The following is a 17,591-nucleotide window of genomic DNA, read 5'->3' as shown; positions in this document are numbered from 1 at the left end:
GAGGCATCGGAACTTTTTCAGCGGATGGAATGTTATATATGTGAATTAAAGAGGAGGAATATTTTATGAAAATGGTAGTAGATAAGGCGAACTCTCGTGGACATGCAAATCATGGTTGGCTTAAAACATATCATACATTTAGTTTTGCAAATTATTACAATCCCAAAAGGGTACATTTCGGGATGTTGCGTGTGTTGAACGATGACACGGTTGCTCCGAGCGAAGGCTTTGACACACATCCGCATAAGAATATGGAAGTGATATCCATACCGCTGAATGGCTATCTGCGTCATGGCGACAGTATACAGAACAGTGAAACCATTACCCCGGGTGATATCCAGGTGATGAGTGCCGGTACAGGTATTTTCCACAGTGAATTTAATGACAGTGCCGAACAGCAGCTTGAATTTTTGCAGATATGGGTATTCCCTCGTGAGGAAAATACGAAACCGAAGTATAATAATTATGATGTACGTTCTTTACTGAAGAAGAATGAGTTGTCGTTGATCCTTTCGCCTGACGGTGAAACACCGGCTGCGATCAACCAGGATGCCTGGTTCTCGATAGGTGAACTGGATGCGGGGCAGATCAAGGAGTATAAACTTCATAAGAAGGGTACAGGCGTTTATCTTTTCGTTATCGAAGGAGAAGTGGAAGTGAATAACACAGTGCTTTCCAAACGGGATGGTGCCGGTTTTTATGAAACTGACAGTATTACGATAGAAGTGCTGAAAAATTCCCGGATCTTATTGATGGAAGTTCCGATGAATTGATAGTATCTGATCTTTTGGGTGAATATGAATCTGAAAGAGTCTGAAGGAGGTATGTCAGGAATGGCACACCTCCTTCTATTTTTTAGTAGTCCCTGTCAGACAGGAAATCGATCATCCGCAGGATGGCCCGGCTACAGGCCGGACAGAAGGGGGCATAATCACGCATCATACAATGGTCCATCGGGCGATAGATACCTTTGGATATGTAACCGCCTCCTTCAAATACACCGGGGTTGTCTTTATGCGCATTGTCCAGTGGGGTGGGTACCGGAGTTTTGGCAGGCAAAAGGTCTTTCCATTTGCTGTCGAAATCGACCAATGTGGTGATATTGGGCTCCCAGGGTTCGTATTTCAGATTGTAGAAATCCTGATAGGCGACTTCGGAGGAAAAATACTCGTCGGCCAGTCCGGCAAAGCTGTGTCCGAATTCATGAACGAAAACATGCTGTGTCCGCTCATTATCGGCTGTTCCCATGGCGTAGAAGTTGTACATGCCGCCCCCTCCGTAGGTGTCGGTGTTGACCAACAGGAATATAGCATCGCAGGGAACATTCCAGACTGCGTCGCGGATGGATTTCATATCCGGTGTTGTCAGGTAACGGTCTACGCCGAACGTATAATATCCTGAATTTAAGGCGGTGTTCTTATAGATGCCTTTTCCGGAGATGTCTGTTCCGCGGTCTTCCGAAATCAGGTTAACGGCCCATACATTGAAATTTTCCCGTTGTGTTGTGTACGGAGGTGTCTGGAACAACGATTCCGTGAATTTTTTAGCATCGGCAACGAATTTTTCCTGATCGTCAGCCGTATATCCTTCTGCAATAAAAACCAGGTCGACTTTCTCACTGGAGTCTCCCTTGTATTGGATTTGTGTGACTTTGTTGTCCTTGAGTTTTCCGCGATCGATAAAAATGCTGGCCGGGTCGATATCCATTTTCAACAGGGGATGGAATTGCATGTCCGCCTTGTCGCGGGCTGTGATCTCAACTGTTACGGTTGTTTTCGGATAGGGAACCGAGATGCTGTTTGTCCATGCCTGTGTTTCGGTCTTGGCTTGTTCTGTGCTGCGCCACTCTTCAAAAAGCGTATTGAATCCGCGTGAATAGATTAGTTCGTTATTTGATTTGTCGTATATGTTGACGTAGTAACCTCCGTAATTGAATTTGTCAATCAGGTTTTTTACCGGGCCTCCCCATACGGGTTCTTCCCGCAACTGTTGGATAGCGGCTGCCTGAAATTGGGAATTGCCGCTTAAAGCAAAGTCGATCCGTAAACTTTTTTTGGTGAAGTGTTTGTCAAAGTCACTTTGCGCCAGGCAAGCAAGGCTGCAAAGGCATGTTATCAGAAGCAAGGAAATTTTTGTTTTCATCTTTTGGTGCTTTATTCGGTGTGATTTATACGCGCAAATATACTATTTTTGTAGATTTGCCACTCTAAAATGTGAAAGATATGTTTACGGAAATAAGAAGAAAAGACAGAATACTCGAGAACGAACCCGCCGTCCGGTTGCTGGAAGGCGGAGAGTATGGATTTCTTGCTATGGCAGGTGTGAATGGGTTCGGTTACGGCATACCGATCAGTTATGTGCTGGATAACGACGGGCATATCTATTTTCATTGTGCGCAGGAAGGATATAAACTGGAATGTTTGAAACTGAATCCGAAAGTGAGCTTTTGCGTGGTGGGGGAAACGCGGGTTATTCCGCAGCAATTCTCTACAGCCTATGAGTCGGCGATAGCTTTCGGTACAATCCGGATGGATCTGCCGGAAGAGGAGAGGTTGTTGGCTTTGCGCCTGCTGGCAAAGAAATATTCTCCCGATTTTGAAGAATTAGGAGAGAAATATATTGCAAAGTCTTTTCACCGGACCAACATCCTGCGGTTGGATATTGAACATATTTCCGGAAAATGTAAACGGATTAAATAAGAAACGTATATAAATAATTAATCCCGGGAAAAAATCCCGGGATTAACCCTCTCTTAGTTATGACGGGACTTTCTTGTGCCATCTCTCTTGGCAGATCCCTTATCGCCTTTTTCCTTTTGACTAATTATATCCCTATATTTTATAACATTACCATGATCATGTAACAAAGTTCGTTTATTCGTTTTACCTTGCCAAACTTATCTGATGGATAATATTTATGAGCTGATAGACTTTGTTTATGACAGGTGGTATTTTGTTTTTAATAAATTATTTTGGTTTAATATAGTCTTTGATTTATAAAGTTTGTTTTTCTTTGTAGATTGATTCAAATCTAAATTGTGATGGGAAACTCATTAGTCGAACAGCTGCTGATAACAAATTTCTTTGTTTACTATCCCAAGGGAGGAGCCTTATACGATAGTGATGGTTTGTTGATTGCTTTAAATAAGGCAATGTGTGAAAAGTTTGCTATAACAGATTTATCAGACTTCCTTTTGAGTAATTTGTTTGAAACGACTTTTCTTTCAGATATGCAAAAGACTTATTTGCGGAATGGGAGTGTGGTCAGCCATAACTTGCCGGTCGGGTTTTCTATTATTCCCGGATTCAGTGAGGATGGAAAGATCATAGGTTACACCTTATTGCTGACCGATCCGAGTCCTAAAGAATGGGATGTTACGATGTATGACCAGAAGATGCGGGAGTTGACCGATATTTCAGAGAAGGTCGCAGAAGCTGTTCCCGACACCATCCTGTTGGTAAATGACAAACTCATTGTAGAGCGGATCATCGCCTATGCTGCCGAAACCTGCATTACCCCCGAAGCTGTCAATCGACGGATTGACGATTTACCCGGTTTTATCTATCCGGATGAAACAAAGAGGAATATGGCGATAGTTGTAAAGAAATGCCTGGATACATCGGAAGTTATTAATCTGGATATGTCGATACCCGGTCACAATGCTCCTATTGTCTATTTTAAGATACGGATGGTACCGTTGCATCATAAATATGTGGTGATTTATATCCGTAACGTATCCGAAGAAGTGGAACGGGAAAAGGAGAACAAAACATTGAGCGGTAAATTGTCAGAGAGCCGGACCATGATGGAACTGGCTTTGAAGAATAGCCATATCACGACTTATTCATTTAACTTTCACCGTTTCCAGACTTGCGACAAGGAGCATTGTAACCATTGTTTCCAGTTTTACGGAGCCAACAACTACCTGTTGGAAAGAAACAAATACATCTGCCGGGCCTTGTCTAATCTGCGTCATCCGGATGACAGGGAAGACTTTTTCTTGTTATTCAATGAGATAAGGAATAAAAAGCTGCCTGAGTTTGCTGTTAATTTCCGTTTGAAAAACGATGAGGGCGAATATCGGAGCTATGAGGTAATAGGGAGGGCCCTGGAGTATAATGATGACGGTCAGGTTAATCTTATTGTGGGATGCATAGTGGATAACCAGAAATATATAGAATATGAGCGTACCCTGATAGATGCAAAGGAGAAGGCAGAGAATGCCGATCAGCTGAAATCTGCCTTTCTGGCAAATATGACACATGAAATCCGCACTCCGCTGAATGCCATAGTCGGTTTTTCGGACCTGTTATCTATAGAGACGGACCCGGAACTGAGAGAAACGTACATAAGCCTTATAAAATCGAACAATGAGTTGTTGCTGCGGCTGATAAACGATGTGCTGGATATTTCAAAGATAGAATCAGGCATGGTGTCTTTCGCTTATACAGACGTGTATCTGCCTTCTGCTATGCGAGATATGTACAATGTCATGCAACTCAGAATGCCGGAAAATGTGGAATTGGTCCTGGATCCGTGTCCTGATATTATGATCCGGACGGATAATAACAGAATGGTGCAGATTCTTAGTAATTTACTGACGAATGCTATAAAGCATACCTCTTGCGGCTCTATCCGTTTTGGGTATACCTTGGAAGGGGATCGTGTTCATTTTTATGTATCAGATACCGGCAAAGGTATTCCGGAGAAGGAGCTGGATCATATTTTCGGCCGTTTCGTACAACTGAAAGGGGCTTATAACGGTATAGGATTGGGACTGGCTATCAGTAAAGGACTGGTGAATAAGATGGGGGGCGAAATTTCCGTTTCATCCAAAGTCGGGGAAGGATCTACTTTCCGTTTCACACTGCCTTTGGCTAACATTCTTTCATAAACTCCGTCGGTGTTTTTCCGTACTGTTTCTGGAAGCAGGTGGAGAAATAGGCCGGAGAGGAAAAACCTGTCCGGAATGCAATTTCATTGATTCGGTTTTCCCCGTTTTTCATTAGCAGGACTGCTTGTTTCAGCCGTGCGATCTTAATGAATTCGACCGGAGATAAACCTGACAGACCTTTTACTTTCCTGTACAGGCTGGAGGTACTCATGCCCATTTCTGTTGCCAGCATTTCAACGTTCAGCGCATCGTTGGTGATGTGTTCTTCCAGGTATGCGTTGAGTTTCCGGAGGAAAAGATCATCGACTGTAGAAACGGCCAGGCTGGTTGCCGGCGTGGAAGGTGTTTCCTTGTATGTTCTGGTCAGTATTTCCCGGCTTTTCAGCAGGTTTGCGACCTGGGCAACAAGCAACTCTATCGAAAACGGCTTTTCCATATAAGCATCGGCTCCGTTGTTCAGTCCTTTTAACCTGGATTGCAGATTATGCTGGGCTGTCAGCAGGATAAAAGGAATATGGCTGTAATTGACATCATTCTTTACTACGTTGCATAGTTCGAAACCATCCATAACAGGCATCATGACATCGCTGAGGATCAGGCTTACCGACTGGTCTTTCAGGATACAGATTGCCTCTTTTCCGTTGGCGGCTTCCCGGATGCGGTATGTTTCTGCCAGTTCCCTGGCGATAAATCGCCGCATATCTTCCTGGTCTTCTACGATCAGGATCATAGGCTTATCATCATTCTGATCGTCGTTGCTTTCCGTAATGGCGTCTTCCGTATTCTTTCCGGTTGTCAGCAGGTAGCAGTCTTCCTGTTCTTTGGGCAGAGTCAGGATAAACCGGTTCATTATTTCCGGAGTCTGTGTGTAGTTCAGGGAACCTTTATGAAATTCGGCTAACGAACGTGCCAGAGAGAGGCCGATGCCGCTTCCCTGCTGGTGTTCTGTCTCTTTCAGGCGGTAGAAAGGGGTGAAGATGTTTTCTATTTCGCTGTCAGGGATCAGCATACCGTCGTTGGTAACGGATATGATAAATTCATTCCCGTCTTCCTGTCTCTGTAATTGCAGGGAGATATATTTGTCCGAGTATTTTATAGCATTGGTCAGCAAGTTGTTCATGATCTTGGAAAAAGCCTCCCGGTCGATGAAAGCATAGAATGATTCGTCGGGAATATCACAGGTGAATCTTTTATTCTCCTGTTCTATGACTGGCAGGAACGGTTGCAGAATAGTATGGAGCCAGAGCGTTACGTCTGTGTGTACATAATTCAGTCTGAATCCCCGGCTTTCCGTTTTCCGGAAATCGAGCAACTGGTTACTCAGGTTCAATAACTGCTGTGTGTTTTTCTCTATGATTTGCAGGTTCTCCCTGGTAGACGGATTGCCGTCTTTCGATTTGATGATCTTTTCCAAAGGGGCCTTGATAAGGGTAAGCGGGGTACGTATCTCATGGGTGATAAAGGTGAAGAACTGTATTTTTGCATCATATAGTTCTTTTTCTTTTTTGCTTTCAAACAAGTCCTGGTTTATACGGTGTTTTTCCTCCAGTTTGGCCTTTTTATAATTGTAGAAGAGGACTATGCAAATACAAATAATCACGATATAGACAAAAAATGCCCATCCGGTAGCCCAGAAGGGAGGTGTGATAATGATCTGTAACGATTGTTCGTTGTCCTGCCATAAGCCGCTGCTGTTGGTAGATTTCACTTTGAATGTGTATTCACCTGGGGAAAGATTGGCAAAAGTTACATTTTTATTCTGGTCCATATAGTTCCAGTCTTTATCCACCCCTTCCAGCTTGTACGCATACCGGATGGCATCCGGAGAGGTATAGCTGAGAGCTACATACGACAGAGTAAATGTGGAGGCATTATAGGGCAACTTTAAAACTTTCGTGTCTTCGATGGAGGAAGTAGGAAGGTTATATTTGTTTTCTTCATTGTCCGGGAGATTGATCCCGGTGATATACATGGGAGGCATAAATGTGTCTTCTTTAAATTGGGACGGGTTGAATGACAGCATTCCGTTGATGGTTCCCATATAGATTGTCCCGTCGGGTGCCTGATAGGAAGAACTGTAGTTGAACTGTGTTTCATGCAGCCCGTCGGTATACGTATAAGTCCGCATCGCATAGGTTTCCGGATTGAATCTGACCAGACCGTTTGCCGTAGATAACCAGAAATTATGTGAATCGTCTTCAACGATCCTGTAAACGATATTGCTGGGCAATCCGTTGTCAGTGGTGATCCGGTTAAAAGACTGTGTCTCTTCGTTGAAAAGGGAGAGGCCGCTTACTGTGGTAACCCAAATCCGGCCTTTTGAATCTTCGAATACGGAGGTCGTATTGTTATTGCCGATGCTTTCGGATTTATTACTGTCGGACCGGTATTGCTCTACTTTGTTTTCTTTGCGGAGGTAATGGTAAATACCGTTGGAGGTTGCCACCCATATATCGCCCCGGCTGTCCTGGTATATTTGCCTGATAAGAGCATAAATATTATTCCAGGGGCTGAAACTTTCCGTTTGTTTATTGTAAATCATTAAGCCGTTGGATGTACCCACCAAAAACTCATTTTCGCGTGTCTTATAGAAACAAAGGATAAAATTACTGTTGAGGTTTGTTTGGCTGTTTTCCCGTGAATAATGTTTGATGATCCTGCCGGAGGGAATGTCCAGCACATCGATCCCTTTGTTGAATGTCCCGACCCATAGCTGGTTATCGACAGCCAGTAACCCGTGAATATTGGTTGCCGATAGCGGATGGCCGGGATTATTATATGAATAATTGGTGATCTCTCCGGTCCGGGGATTGTAGCAGTTGATCCCGTTATCCTCTGTTCCCAGCCATAGGTTGCCGTACCGGTCGGGCGTGATTTCGCGGATTGCGTTTCCGAGTAGCTGGGGATGTGTTTTGCCTCCGATAAAATAACTGAACCGGGTATACTCCTTGGGCAGGTAACTGATCCCTCCGAAAAAAGAGCCGGCCCATACACCTCCCTCACGGTCTTTGGTGAGCGAATAAACGGCGTTGTCGGCAATGGCGTATTCGTTTGTCAGAGATTTTCGTAGGTTTGTAATTGTTTGGTCCTGTGTGTTGTAAATGTAGATGCCAGATTCCGAAGCAATCCAGTAGATGGTAGTATTGTATGGGATGATGGCACGGACCTGTATTTCCGGGATTATTGTCACGACACGCTGATCCTGATATTTGTAAAGCAGAAGTCCGGCTTGGTTGGTGCCGCCCAGAATACCCAGGTCGGGAATCTGGCATACCGCTTGCAGGGCGATCTGCTTGTTGATCTGTGTTTCATTCAGGAATGGAATCTTCTGAAAGTTATCTGTCTCGGCCTTGTAGGTATATATAGATTGCCTGTCAGAAAAAAGAGGTTTCCCGTTATTTGTCAGGGTAATAATAGCCGGATGGAAAAATTCTTCTGCCGGATAAGTTCGTGAACTGCTGTCTGCCGGATTATAGCGGACAATCCGGTTATAGTCGATAAACCAGAGATTCCGGTCTTTGTCTTCCATACCGGCAAAAAATGATTCGGACTCATTTTGTCCGGACGATAACCGGAACGGATGGAATGTATCCGTCCTGTAATCGTAGTAACAGGTTCCTCTGGCTGTAAAAATCCATATCTTTTCGTCGGAACTTTCAAAAATGTTGACGATACAATCGTTGGGCAGGCTGTTCGGGTTGTATGAATTGTGCCTGTATATTTTAAATGTATGTCCGTCGAAACGGTTCAATCCGTCTTCGGTACCAAACCACATGAATCCCCGCTGGTCCTGTAGGGAGCAATAAACCGTGTTATGCGATAATCCCTGCTTATTGTTGTAATGCCTGAAATGCGGATCGTTGGCATATCCGGGCAGGCAGAGCAACAATATAAATAAACAGGCGGCCAGCAGCGGTATTTTCTTCATATCGATTGATAATAGTGTTTCTCGAAGGCAAAGCTAATAAATAAATAAGAAAAATAAGCCAATTATGGTTGTTCTGAATGATATTTGAAAGCATATGCCCGAAAATTGAAAGCCTTTATGCTTGAGAAAGAGTTTCTTTGCTCAAAAATAACGAATGGTAACTTTAATATCCGAGAACATGAAGAAAGCAGTATTGGTATGTTGTGCTTTGGCACTTACTGTATGTGCGCAGGCTCAGTGGAAGCCGGCAGGTGATAAGATCAAAACTAAATGGGCGGAACAGATCAACCCCCAAAACGTATTACCGGAATATCCCCGTCCGCAACTGGAACGTACGGACTGGGTAAATCTGAACGGTGAATGGGAATATGCCATTAAACCGAAAGGGGAGGTGGAACCGAACTCGTTTGACGGGAATATCCTGGTTCCCTTTGCTGTGGAATCTTCCTTGTCCGGTGTTCAGAAAGAAGTAGGAGAAAATAATGAATTGTGGTATAAGCGTTCATTCGCTGTTCCTGCGAACTGGAAGAATAAAGATGTGGTACTTAATTTCGGTGCCGTAGACTGGAAAGCAGATGTGTTTGTCAATGACATTCTGATAGGCTCTCATCAGGGTGGGTTTACTCCTTTCTCATTTAATATCACTCCTTATCTGACCGGAAAAAGTAATCAGAAACTGGTTGTACGTGTGTGGGATCCGAGCGATAGAGGCTATCAGCCACGCGGGAAACAGACCTCTAATCCGGAAGGCATTTGGTATACCCCTGTTACCGGAATCTGGCAGACTGTGTGGTTGGAGCCGGTAGCCACCAATCATATTACTTCGGTAAAGTCGATCCCGAATATTGATAACGGGACGATGAATGTAACGGTAGGTACTTCGCAGCCCTGCAATACGGCTGTTGTCGAAGTCAAGTTGTTGGATAAAGGGCAGGTCGTTGCTTCGGCAAAAGGCGTCCAGGGAAAAGAACTTCGCCTGGCTGTGCAGAACCCGACTCTTTGGGATACTTCCAATCCGTATCTGTATGATATGAAAGTATCGTTGACGAAAGATGGAAAAGTAGTGGATGACGTGAAATCCTATACGGCTTTCCGTAAAATATCATCCAAAAGGGATGCGAACGGGATTATGCGTATGCAGTTGAATAATAAAAATCTTTTCCAGTATGGTCCGCTGGATCAGGGCTGGTGGCCGGACGGATTATATACGGCTCCGACGGATGAGGCTTTGCTGTATGATATCGTTAAAACAAAAGACTGGGGTTTCAATATGATCCGTAAGCATGTGAAAGTGGAGCCGGCCCGTTGGTATTATCATTGCGATAAGGAGGGTATCCTGGTTTGGCAGGATATGCCGAGCGGTGATATGGGGAATCAGTGGGCACCTCATACTTATAATGGCGGAACGGATAAAGAACGTTCTTCCGCATCGATTGCGAACTACTATCAGGAATGGAAAGAAATTATGGACTTATGTGTATCCCATCCGTCAGTAGTCGTATGGGTTCCTTTCAATGAGGCATGGGGACAGTTTGATACCGAAAAAGTGGCTGAATGGACAAAGAACTATGATCCTTCCCGCCTGGTAAATCCGGCCAGCGGAGGAAACCACCGGGCTTGCGGCGACATTCTCGACCTGCATAATTATCCGGGGCCGAGCATGTTCCTGTTTGACCCGCAACGGGTAACTGTGCTGGGTGAGTACGGTGGAATCGGTCTGCCATTGGAAAACCATTTGTGGTGGAATAAACGCAACTGGGGATATGTCCAGTTCAAGAACAGCGACGAAGTAACAGCCGAATATGTAAAATATGCCAACGAACTGAAAGAGTTGGTTGACCGTGGTTTCTCCGCAGCCGTTTACACCCAAACGACAGATGTGGAAGGCGAAGTGAACGGCCTGATGACATACGACCGTAAAGAAATCAAGATAAACGAAGCTGCCGTGAAGAAAGCCAACCAGGCGGTGATTAACCAATTGTCAAAGTAGATTTCATTCTATACCAAGTAAGAAAATTTACATTGTTGAAATAGTTGTCCCTATACCTTTTTTGCAGGTATAGGGACTTCTTGTGTAAATCAATTAAAATAAGTACATTTGCCGGATAAATGAATATGATAATGAAATATAATACAGAAGAAAAGAAATTGGTTATGCCCGAATACGGACGCAATATCCAGAACATGGTTGATTATTGCGTTGCAATAGAGGACAGAGAAGAACGTAAACGTTGTGCCAATACGATAATCAACATCATGGGAAATATGTTTCCCCACCTGCGTGATGTAAACGATTTCAAACACATTTTGTGGGATCACCTGGCTATTATGGCAGATTTCAAGCTGGATATCGACTATCCTTACGAAATAGTGAAGAAGGAAAATTTATATGCCCGTCCTCCCCGTATCCCTTACAATAACAACCGTATCCGCTACCGCCATTACGGAAAGACATTGGAACTGATGATCCGTAAAGCAACGGAACTGGAAGCGGGAGTGGAGAAAGACCAGCTTATTAAACTGTTGGCTACCCAGATGAAGAAATCTTTCCTTACCTGGAATAAAGAATCGGTCGACGACCGTAAAATATTCAAAGACCTTGACGAACTGTCAAGCGGTAAGATCGTTTTGGATGAAGAAGTTCATAAATTAGCAGAAAGCCGCGATATCCTGGCTCGGAATAATACTAACAAAAAGAATTATCCCCGTAAAAGCCGATGAGTTCGTTTGTTATAGAAGGTGGTTATAAATTATCCGGTGAGATCACTCCGCAAGGAGCCAAGAACGAGGCGCTGGAAGTAATCTGTGCCGTATTATTGACTTCGGAGAAAGTAACGATCCACAATGTCCCCGATATCCTGGACGTGAACAATCTTATCCAGCTATTTCGTGACATGCAGGTAAAAGTGGAACATCCTGCTGCCGACACCTATACCTTTCAGGCAGATGCCATCGACCTGGATTATCTGAATACGGAAGACTTCCTGCGTAAAAGCGGGTCGTTGCGCGGTTCGGTGATGATCGTCGGTCCGCTGGTAGCCCGTTTCGGAAAGGCTTTGATACCGAAACCGGGAGGCGACAAGATCGGACGCCGCCGGCTGGATACTCACTTTGTCGGTATCCAGAAGTTGGGCGCTTGTTTCAGCTATGATGCCGAACGCCAACTGTATGAAATCGAAGCCAAACGTTTGAAAGGTGCTTATATGCTCCTGGATGAGGCTTCAGTGACCGGTACTGCCAATATCCTGATGGCAGCTGTGCTGGCCGAGGGGAAAACTACCATTTATAACGCAGCCTGCGAACCCTATTTGCAGCAATTATCGTCTATGCTCAACCAGATGGGTGCCCGCATATCGGGGGTCGGTTCTAATCTGCTCACCATCGAAGGTGTCGAGTCCCTGGGAGGAACTACCCATACCATTTTGCCGGATATGATCGAAGTCGGCAGCTTTATCGGTATGGCAGCCATGACCGCATCGGACATCACCATAAAAAATACCGGATATGACAAGCTGGGAATAATCCCCGAGTCGTTCCGCCGCTTAGGTATCACTGTCGAACAGATAGGCGATGATATCCATATTCCTACACATGATTCTTACGAAATAGATACTTTTATCGACGGTTCTATCATGACGATAGCCGATGCTCCCTGGCCAGGACTTACGCCTGACTTGTTGAGTGTCTTCCTGGTGGTTGCCACCCAGGCTGTCGGTAGCGTGCTGATCCATCAGAAGATGTTCGAGAGCCGCCTGTTCTTTGTGGATAAGCTGATCGACATGGGAGCGCAGATTATCCTTTGTGACCCGCATCGGGCTACGGTGATCGGTTTGGGTAACCGTTTCAAACTACGCGGTTCCAATATGGTATCTCCGGATATCCGTGCCGGTATCGCCCTGCTGATTGCAGCGATGAGTGCCGAAGGAACCAGCCATATCCATAACATCGACCAGATCGACCGTGGATATCAGAATATCGATAAACGTTTGAATAACATAGGAGCCCGTATTACCCGGCTCTGACATTCCCTGTTATGATAAGAAAAGAAGAAGTTTTTAAGATAGGGCAGTTTGCCAAGCCTCACGGGATAAAGGGAGAAATCTCGCTGGTGACCAACTGCGACCTGTTTGATGATGTCGAAGATCCTTGTATTATCTGTGAAATGGATGGTATCCTGGTGCCCTTTTTTATTGAGGAATACCGTTACAAGACCGATACCGTCATGCTGGTGAAGCTGGAGAATGTAGACGACGAGAAAGCCGCCCGTGAGTTTACGAACCGTGAAGTCTTTTTCCCGTTGGAAGATGCAAATGAAGAAGATTTGGTGGGCGACATGTCATGGGACAGCTTTATCGGATATACTGTGATCGACGAGCGTCACGGGGAACTGGGCAAGATCACCGACGTGGATGAAACGACGATCAATGTACTTTTGCAGATCGACCATCACGGCAATGACCTGCTGCTTCCGGCTGCCGAAGAGTTGATAACGGCTGCGGATCATGAAAACAAAACACTGCGGGTATCCGTTCCCGAAGGTCTGCTTGATTTATAATAACGTTAATTAGAGTAAACAATGCCCGTGTAGATACGGTTTTTGTTACTTTTGCGTTTTAACATAAAAACATGGCACGAAAACAACGAAAGAACAATAAGAAATCATTCTGGCACCGGATAAGGTTTAAATACAAGCTGTCTTTTTTCAATGAAACGACGCTCGAAGAAGTATGGTCTTTCCGTTTGTCGCAATTGACGGCATTTCTTACCCTTGCTTTGTTTGCTTTCATGCTGATCGCTTTCACTGCGTTGATTATCATTAAGACACCGATACGAAATTATTTGCCGGGTTATCTGGACGTAGAAATACGTAAGGAGATTGTGGACAATGCGTTGCGTGCCGATTCGCTGGAGAGAATGATCTCTATTCAGTCGCTTTATCTGGAAAATGTAGCCGGTATCCTGTCGGGTACGATCGAACTCGATTCTATCCGTCAGATAGACTCCCTAGCCCATGTGGATGCCAATTATGAGATTCCCCGCAGTAAATCGGAAGAGAAGTTTGTAAAGAGTTTTGAGGAAGAAGAAAAGTATAACCTGACGGTGCTGAATCCGAATCCGGTTCCTACCGACGGTATCTTTTTCTATAAGCCGGTAAACGGCGTGGTCTCTTCGCATTACGAGGCGGATGCCCGTCATTTCGGGGTAGACCTGGTGGCAGCTCCGAAAGAAAGCGTGCTGGCAACTCTGGACGGAACGGTGGTATTCACCGGCTTTGATCCCAATTTCGGAAATGTGATCCAGTTGCAACACAAGAACGGATTCCTGTCCGTTTATAAACATAATGAATTATTGCTGAAAGAGATTGGCGACCACGTTGTTGCCGGCGAAGCGATTGCTTTGGTGGGAAACACGGGGAAACTGTCTACCGGTCCGCATCTCCATTTCGAGTTGTGGTATAAAGGTATTCCGGTCAATCCTGAAGAATACATAGCTTTTTAAATCGATGAAAAGAAGTTTAGCCATATTAGGTTCTACCGGTTCAATCGGGACACAGGCTTTGGAGGTGGTCAGCGAACATGCCGACCTGTTTGAAGTATATGCTCTGACCGCTAACAACCAGGTAGATTTACTGATTAACCAGGCACGAAAATATATGCCCGAAGTGGTCGTTATTGCCAACGAACAGAAATATCCCGAATTGAAAGAGGCTTTGGAAGATCTGCCGATCAAGGTGTGGGCTGGTTCGGACGCTATCGCCCAGGTGGTACAGTCGGAACCAATCGATATGGTGCTGACAGCCATGGTCGGATATTCCGGCCTGAAACCGACGATTGCCGCTATCAAGGCAGGCAAAGCCATAGCGTTGGCAAATAAGGAAACATTGGTGGTGGCCGGTGAACTGATTACCTCGCTTGCCACGGAACATAAAGTGCCGGTGTTGCCGGTCGATTCTGAACATTCCGCCATTTTCCAGTGTTTAGCGGGAGAATGGGAGAATCAGGTGGAAAAGATTCTGCTTACCGCATCCGGTGGTCCGTTCCGCACGAAGACGATGGAGGAACTGGCAGTGGTCACCAAGGCACAGGCGTTGAAACATCCGAACTGGAGCATGGGAGCAAAGATCACGATCGATTCGGCTTCTATGATGAACAAAGGCTTTGAGATGATCGAAGCGAAATGGCTGTTCGGCGTAACACCTGAACAGATACAGATCGTAGTGCATCCGCAGTCGGTCATTCATTCGATGGTTCAGTTTGAAGACGGTGCTGTGATGGCTCAGTTGGGTATTCCGGATATGAAGTTGCCGATCAGTTATGCGTTTTCTTATCCGAAGCGCCTGACGAGTAAGGCTCCCCGGTTGGATTTTAACCTCTATTCCACGTTGACGTTCGAGGAACCCGATACGACACGTTTCCGTAACCTGGCTTTTGCGTTCGATGCCATTCGTACGGGAGGAAATATGCCGTGTATCCTGAATGCTGCCAACGAAGTAGTGGTAGCTGCTTTCCTGCGCGACGAAATAGGTTTCCTTCAAATGAGCGATGTGATTGAAAAGACGATGGCGACCTCTTCTTTTATCGCAACGCCTACCTATGAAGATTATGTTGCGACAGATGCCGAGGCACGTAGGGTAGCGGCTTCGGTCATGAACACGATAGCCGGGAAATAAACAGGGGAAGGTTATATGAGTAAAAAGAAATAAATTAATACAGACAAACAAATAGATGGAGACATTTTTAATTAGGGCGTTACAGCTCATCCTGAGCTTATCGATATTGGTCCTTGTACATGAGTTCGGACATTTTCTTTTTGCCCGTATTTTTAAGGTGCGGGTAGAGAAGTTTTATCTTTTCTTTGATGCCTGGTTCTCATTGTTCAAATTCAAGCCGAAGAACAGTGATACGGAATATGGCATCGGTTGGTTGCCTCTAGGCGGTTATTGTAAGATATCCGGTATGATCGACGAAAGTATGGACAAGGAAGCGATGGCACAACCTGCCAAACCGTATGAGTTCCGTTCCAAGCCGGCCGGTCAGCGTTTGATGATCATGATCGCAGGGGTTTTGTTTAACTTCCTGTTGGCGTTGTTTATTTATTCGATGGTGCTTTATACCTGGGGCGAAACTTATCTGCCTCTGAAAAATATGAAGCATGGCATGTATTACAGCGAAGCATTTCAGGAGGTAGGTTTCCGTGACGGTGATATTCTGTTGAAGGCCAACAATGAGGAATTGGATCGCCTGGATCAGGCCAGCTTCCGTAAGGTAGTGGAAGCAAGTAATGTAACAGTCTTGCGTGATGGTGTGGAAACGGTTATTCCTATACCGGAAGATATGATGCAGCGTTTTATGCGCGAAGGAAAAGGATTTGCCAGTCCGGATCGTGTACCGATGGTTGTAAAGAAACTTTCCGAGAAAGATTCGCCTGCTGCTACTGCCGGTTTGCAACCGGGAGACAGTATTGTCTCGATTAACGGCCAGGCAACCCCTCTGTTTGAAGATGTGGCTGAAATGTTGGATCAGAATAAAGGAAAGGATATTACACTGGGATTTTATCGCAACGGAATGGAACAGTCGGTCGTTATCCAACCGGATACGGCGGGTAAGATCGGTGTTTATTTGATGAGCAAAACGGATTTATACCCGACGGTAACCCGTACTTACGGCTTTTTCGAATCATTCCCTGCCGGTGTCAGACTGGGTATCAATACCTTGAAAGGCTATGTGAACGACATGAAGTATGTATTCACCAAGGAAGGCGCTTCGAGCCTGGGCGGTTTCGGTACGATCGGCAGCATTTTCCCGACAGTTTGGGACTGGCAGGTGTTCTGGATGCAGACAGCCTTCCTGTCAATCATCCTGGCCTTTATGAATATATTGCCTATTCCGGCATTGGATGGCGGTCATGTGATGTTCCTCTTGTATGAGGTGATTGCCCGTCGCAAGCCAAGCGACAAGTTCCTCGAATATGCCCAGATAACTGGTATGTTCCTGCTTTTCGCTTTGCTGATCTATGCAAACGGTAATGATATATTCCGCTTCTTCTTCAAGTCCTGAAGATAAGTAAAGATATTCGATAGGGGGAGTGTTTAAAGTAGCACTCCCCTTTTTCGTTTTGTTGGTTGCTTATAAATTCCGATGAAAAATAAATACCTTGATTCTTCCGATGTTATGACTTGTTTATATTACTTTTGTGGAAAGGGTAGGAATCATCCTACATGATTGCCATAATCATCCCACATGATTCATACAATCATCTTACATGATTCCTCGCTCACCGATAACTAATAGTAATGAATATGGCGTTTTACAGGAAACAAAAGCAGAAAGGAAAGTGGTATCCGAGAGCGGTGACAGGAAAGCGTCCGTTTACGACGGATGATGTAGCCCGCCGTTTGTCCGAGATCTCCACCGTGAGCCGGGGAGATACATATGCCGTGTTGGCTAATCTGGGCGAAGTGCTGGCCGATATGTTGAGCACGGGGCAATCGGTGCGCCTGATGGGGGTCGGAACTTTCTATCTGACTTGCCAGGCCAGCGGGCAGGGGGTGGAGACTCCCGAGGAAGTGTCGCCTGAGCAAATCACCGCTGCCAAGGTGGGATTCATTCCTGAATATACCCGTGGACAACGCGGGCAGATTACCAGCCAGACATTGATCAGCAAAAATCTGGAGTGGGTGTGCTGGGATGAAAACGAGGGTTTACCGAAGGAGCATGAAAAGTAAAAAGGAAACCCCGGACTGTTTGGCCCGGGGTTTCCTTTTTATAG

Annotated in this window: 13 protein-coding genes; 11 read left to right on the top strand and 2 right to left on the bottom strand. The window is 45.3% G+C overall.

Annotation, left to right across the window (positions count from 1 at the left end):
* Positions 1-65 precede the first annotated feature (65 nt).
* Positions 66-773, top strand: a complete 708-nt coding sequence (locus NBH14_RS16060; RefSeq protein ID WP_186960031.1) for a pirin family protein — start codon at positions 66-68, stop codon at positions 771-773.
* A gap of 82 nt (positions 774-855) precedes the next feature.
* Here the strand turns inward: NBH14_RS16060 and NBH14_RS16055 are convergent, their stop codons facing one another.
* Complete coding sequence (locus tag NBH14_RS16055; protein ID WP_186960032.1) at positions 856-2,142, bottom strand: M64 family metallopeptidase; 1,287 nt, start codon at positions 2,140-2,142, stop codon at positions 856-858.
* 80 nt (positions 2,143-2,222) lie between these two features.
* Between NBH14_RS16055 and NBH14_RS16050 the strand changes: the two genes are divergently transcribed.
* Both NBH14_RS16050 and NBH14_RS16045 read left to right on the top strand, forming a co-directional pair.
* Positions 2,223-2,699 carry a pyridoxamine 5'-phosphate oxidase family protein gene (locus NBH14_RS16050; protein ID WP_186960033.1) on the top strand — a complete coding sequence of 159 codons (477 nt, stop codon included), beginning with the start codon at positions 2,223-2,225 and terminating at the stop codon, positions 2,697-2,699.
* A gap of 341 nt (positions 2,700-3,040) precedes the next feature.
* Positions 3,041-4,894 (top strand): PAS domain-containing sensor histidine kinase, encoded by a 1,854-nt coding sequence (locus tag NBH14_RS16045; protein ID WP_186960034.1) that lies wholly within the window; start codon positions 3,041-3,043, stop codon positions 4,892-4,894.
* Here NBH14_RS16045 and NBH14_RS16040 read toward each other — a convergent pair.
* The gene (locus NBH14_RS16040) at positions 4,878-8,822 is read right to left on the bottom strand and encodes a hybrid sensor histidine kinase/response regulator transcription factor (protein ID WP_186960035.1); all 3,945 of its coding nucleotides are present in this window, start codon (positions 8,820-8,822) and stop codon (positions 4,878-4,880) included. The two genes, NBH14_RS16045 and NBH14_RS16040, sit on opposite strands and share 17 nt — an antisense overlap.
* Before the next feature lie 178 nt (positions 8,823-9,000).
* Here NBH14_RS16040 and NBH14_RS16035 point away from each other — a divergent pair, with 178 nt between their 5' ends.
* The 8 genes from NBH14_RS16035 to NBH14_RS16000 all read left to right on the top strand — a co-directional run bounded on the left by NBH14_RS16035 (position 9,001) and on the right by NBH14_RS16000 (position 17,547).
* A complete protein-coding gene (locus NBH14_RS16035) occupies positions 9,001-10,812 on the top strand; it encodes a glycoside hydrolase family 2 protein (RefSeq protein ID WP_186960036.1) in 1,812 nt (603 codons plus the stop codon).
* A gap of 131 nt (positions 10,813-10,943) precedes the next feature.
* A complete protein-coding gene (locus NBH14_RS16030; protein ID WP_007658975.1) occupies positions 10,944-11,543 on the top strand; it encodes a DUF4290 domain-containing protein in 600 nt (199 codons plus the stop codon).
* Positions 11,540-12,844 (top strand): UDP-N-acetylglucosamine 1-carboxyvinyltransferase, encoded by a 1,305-nt coding sequence (murA, locus tag NBH14_RS16025; protein WP_186960037.1) that lies wholly within the window; start codon positions 11,540-11,542, stop codon positions 12,842-12,844. The genes NBH14_RS16030 and murA overlap by 4 nt, the downstream gene beginning before the upstream one ends.
* 11 nt (positions 12,845-12,855) lie before the next feature.
* Positions 12,856-13,377 carry a ribosome maturation factor RimM gene (rimM, locus tag NBH14_RS16020; protein ID WP_128134223.1) on the top strand — a complete coding sequence of 174 codons (522 nt, stop codon included), beginning with the start codon at positions 12,856-12,858 and terminating at the stop codon, positions 13,375-13,377.
* Between the two features lie 71 nt (positions 13,378-13,448).
* Positions 13,449-14,321, top strand: coding sequence for a M23 family metallopeptidase (locus tag NBH14_RS16015; protein WP_046145012.1), 873 nt, complete (start codon positions 13,449-13,451; stop codon positions 14,319-14,321).
* A gap of 4 nt (positions 14,322-14,325) precedes the next feature.
* A complete protein-coding gene (locus NBH14_RS16010; protein ID WP_186960038.1) occupies positions 14,326-15,492 on the top strand; it encodes a 1-deoxy-D-xylulose-5-phosphate reductoisomerase in 1,167 nt (388 codons plus the stop codon).
* 55 nt (positions 15,493-15,547) lie between these two features.
* Positions 15,548-16,879, top strand: coding sequence for an RIP metalloprotease RseP (rseP, locus tag NBH14_RS16005; RefSeq protein ID WP_186960039.1), 1,332 nt, complete (start codon positions 15,548-15,550; stop codon positions 16,877-16,879).
* 242 nt (positions 16,880-17,121) lie between these two features.
* Positions 17,122-17,547: an HU family DNA-binding protein gene (locus NBH14_RS16000; protein ID WP_186960040.1), complete on the top strand. Its 426-nt coding sequence runs from the start codon at positions 17,122-17,124 to the stop codon at positions 17,545-17,547.
* Positions 17,548-17,591 lie beyond the last annotated feature (44 nt).

The sequence above is a fragment of the Parabacteroides caecihominis genome, from assembly GCF_023656785.1.
Taxonomy (GTDB): Bacteria; Bacteroidota; Bacteroidia; order Bacteroidales; family Tannerellaceae; genus Parabacteroides; species Parabacteroides segnis.
This window is presented reverse-complemented; position numbering and strand designations above follow the sequence as displayed.

Coding starts and splice junctions, on each gene's coding strand:
- NBH14_RS16060 (WP_186960031.1), top strand. CDS start 66: ATGAAAATGGTAGTAGATAAGGCGAACTCTCGTGGACATGCAAATCAT.
- NBH14_RS16055 (WP_186960032.1), bottom strand. CDS start 2,142: ATGAAAACAAAAATTTCCTTGCTTCTGATAACATGCCTTTGCAGCCTT.
- NBH14_RS16050 (WP_186960033.1), top strand. CDS start 2,223: ATGTTTACGGAAATAAGAAGAAAAGACAGAATACTCGAGAACGAACCC.
- NBH14_RS16045 (WP_186960034.1), top strand. CDS start 3,041: ATGGGAAACTCATTAGTCGAACAGCTGCTGATAACAAATTTCTTTGTT.
- NBH14_RS16040 (WP_186960035.1), bottom strand. CDS start 8,822: ATGAAGAAAATACCGCTGCTGGCCGCCTGTTTATTTATATTGTTGCTC.
- NBH14_RS16035 (WP_186960036.1), top strand. CDS start 9,001: ATGAAGAAAGCAGTATTGGTATGTTGTGCTTTGGCACTTACTGTATGT.
- NBH14_RS16030 (WP_007658975.1), top strand. CDS start 10,944: ATGAAATATAATACAGAAGAAAAGAAATTGGTTATGCCCGAATACGGA.
- murA (WP_186960037.1), top strand. CDS start 11,540: ATGAGTTCGTTTGTTATAGAAGGTGGTTATAAATTATCCGGTGAGATC.
- rimM (WP_128134223.1), top strand. CDS start 12,856: ATGATAAGAAAAGAAGAAGTTTTTAAGATAGGGCAGTTTGCCAAGCCT.
- NBH14_RS16015 (WP_046145012.1), top strand. CDS start 13,449: ATGGCACGAAAACAACGAAAGAACAATAAGAAATCATTCTGGCACCGG.
- NBH14_RS16010 (WP_186960038.1), top strand. CDS start 14,326: ATGAAAAGAAGTTTAGCCATATTAGGTTCTACCGGTTCAATCGGGACA.
- rseP (WP_186960039.1), top strand. CDS start 15,548: ATGGAGACATTTTTAATTAGGGCGTTACAGCTCATCCTGAGCTTATCG.
- NBH14_RS16000 (WP_186960040.1), top strand. CDS start 17,122: ATGGCGTTTTACAGGAAACAAAAGCAGAAAGGAAAGTGGTATCCGAGA.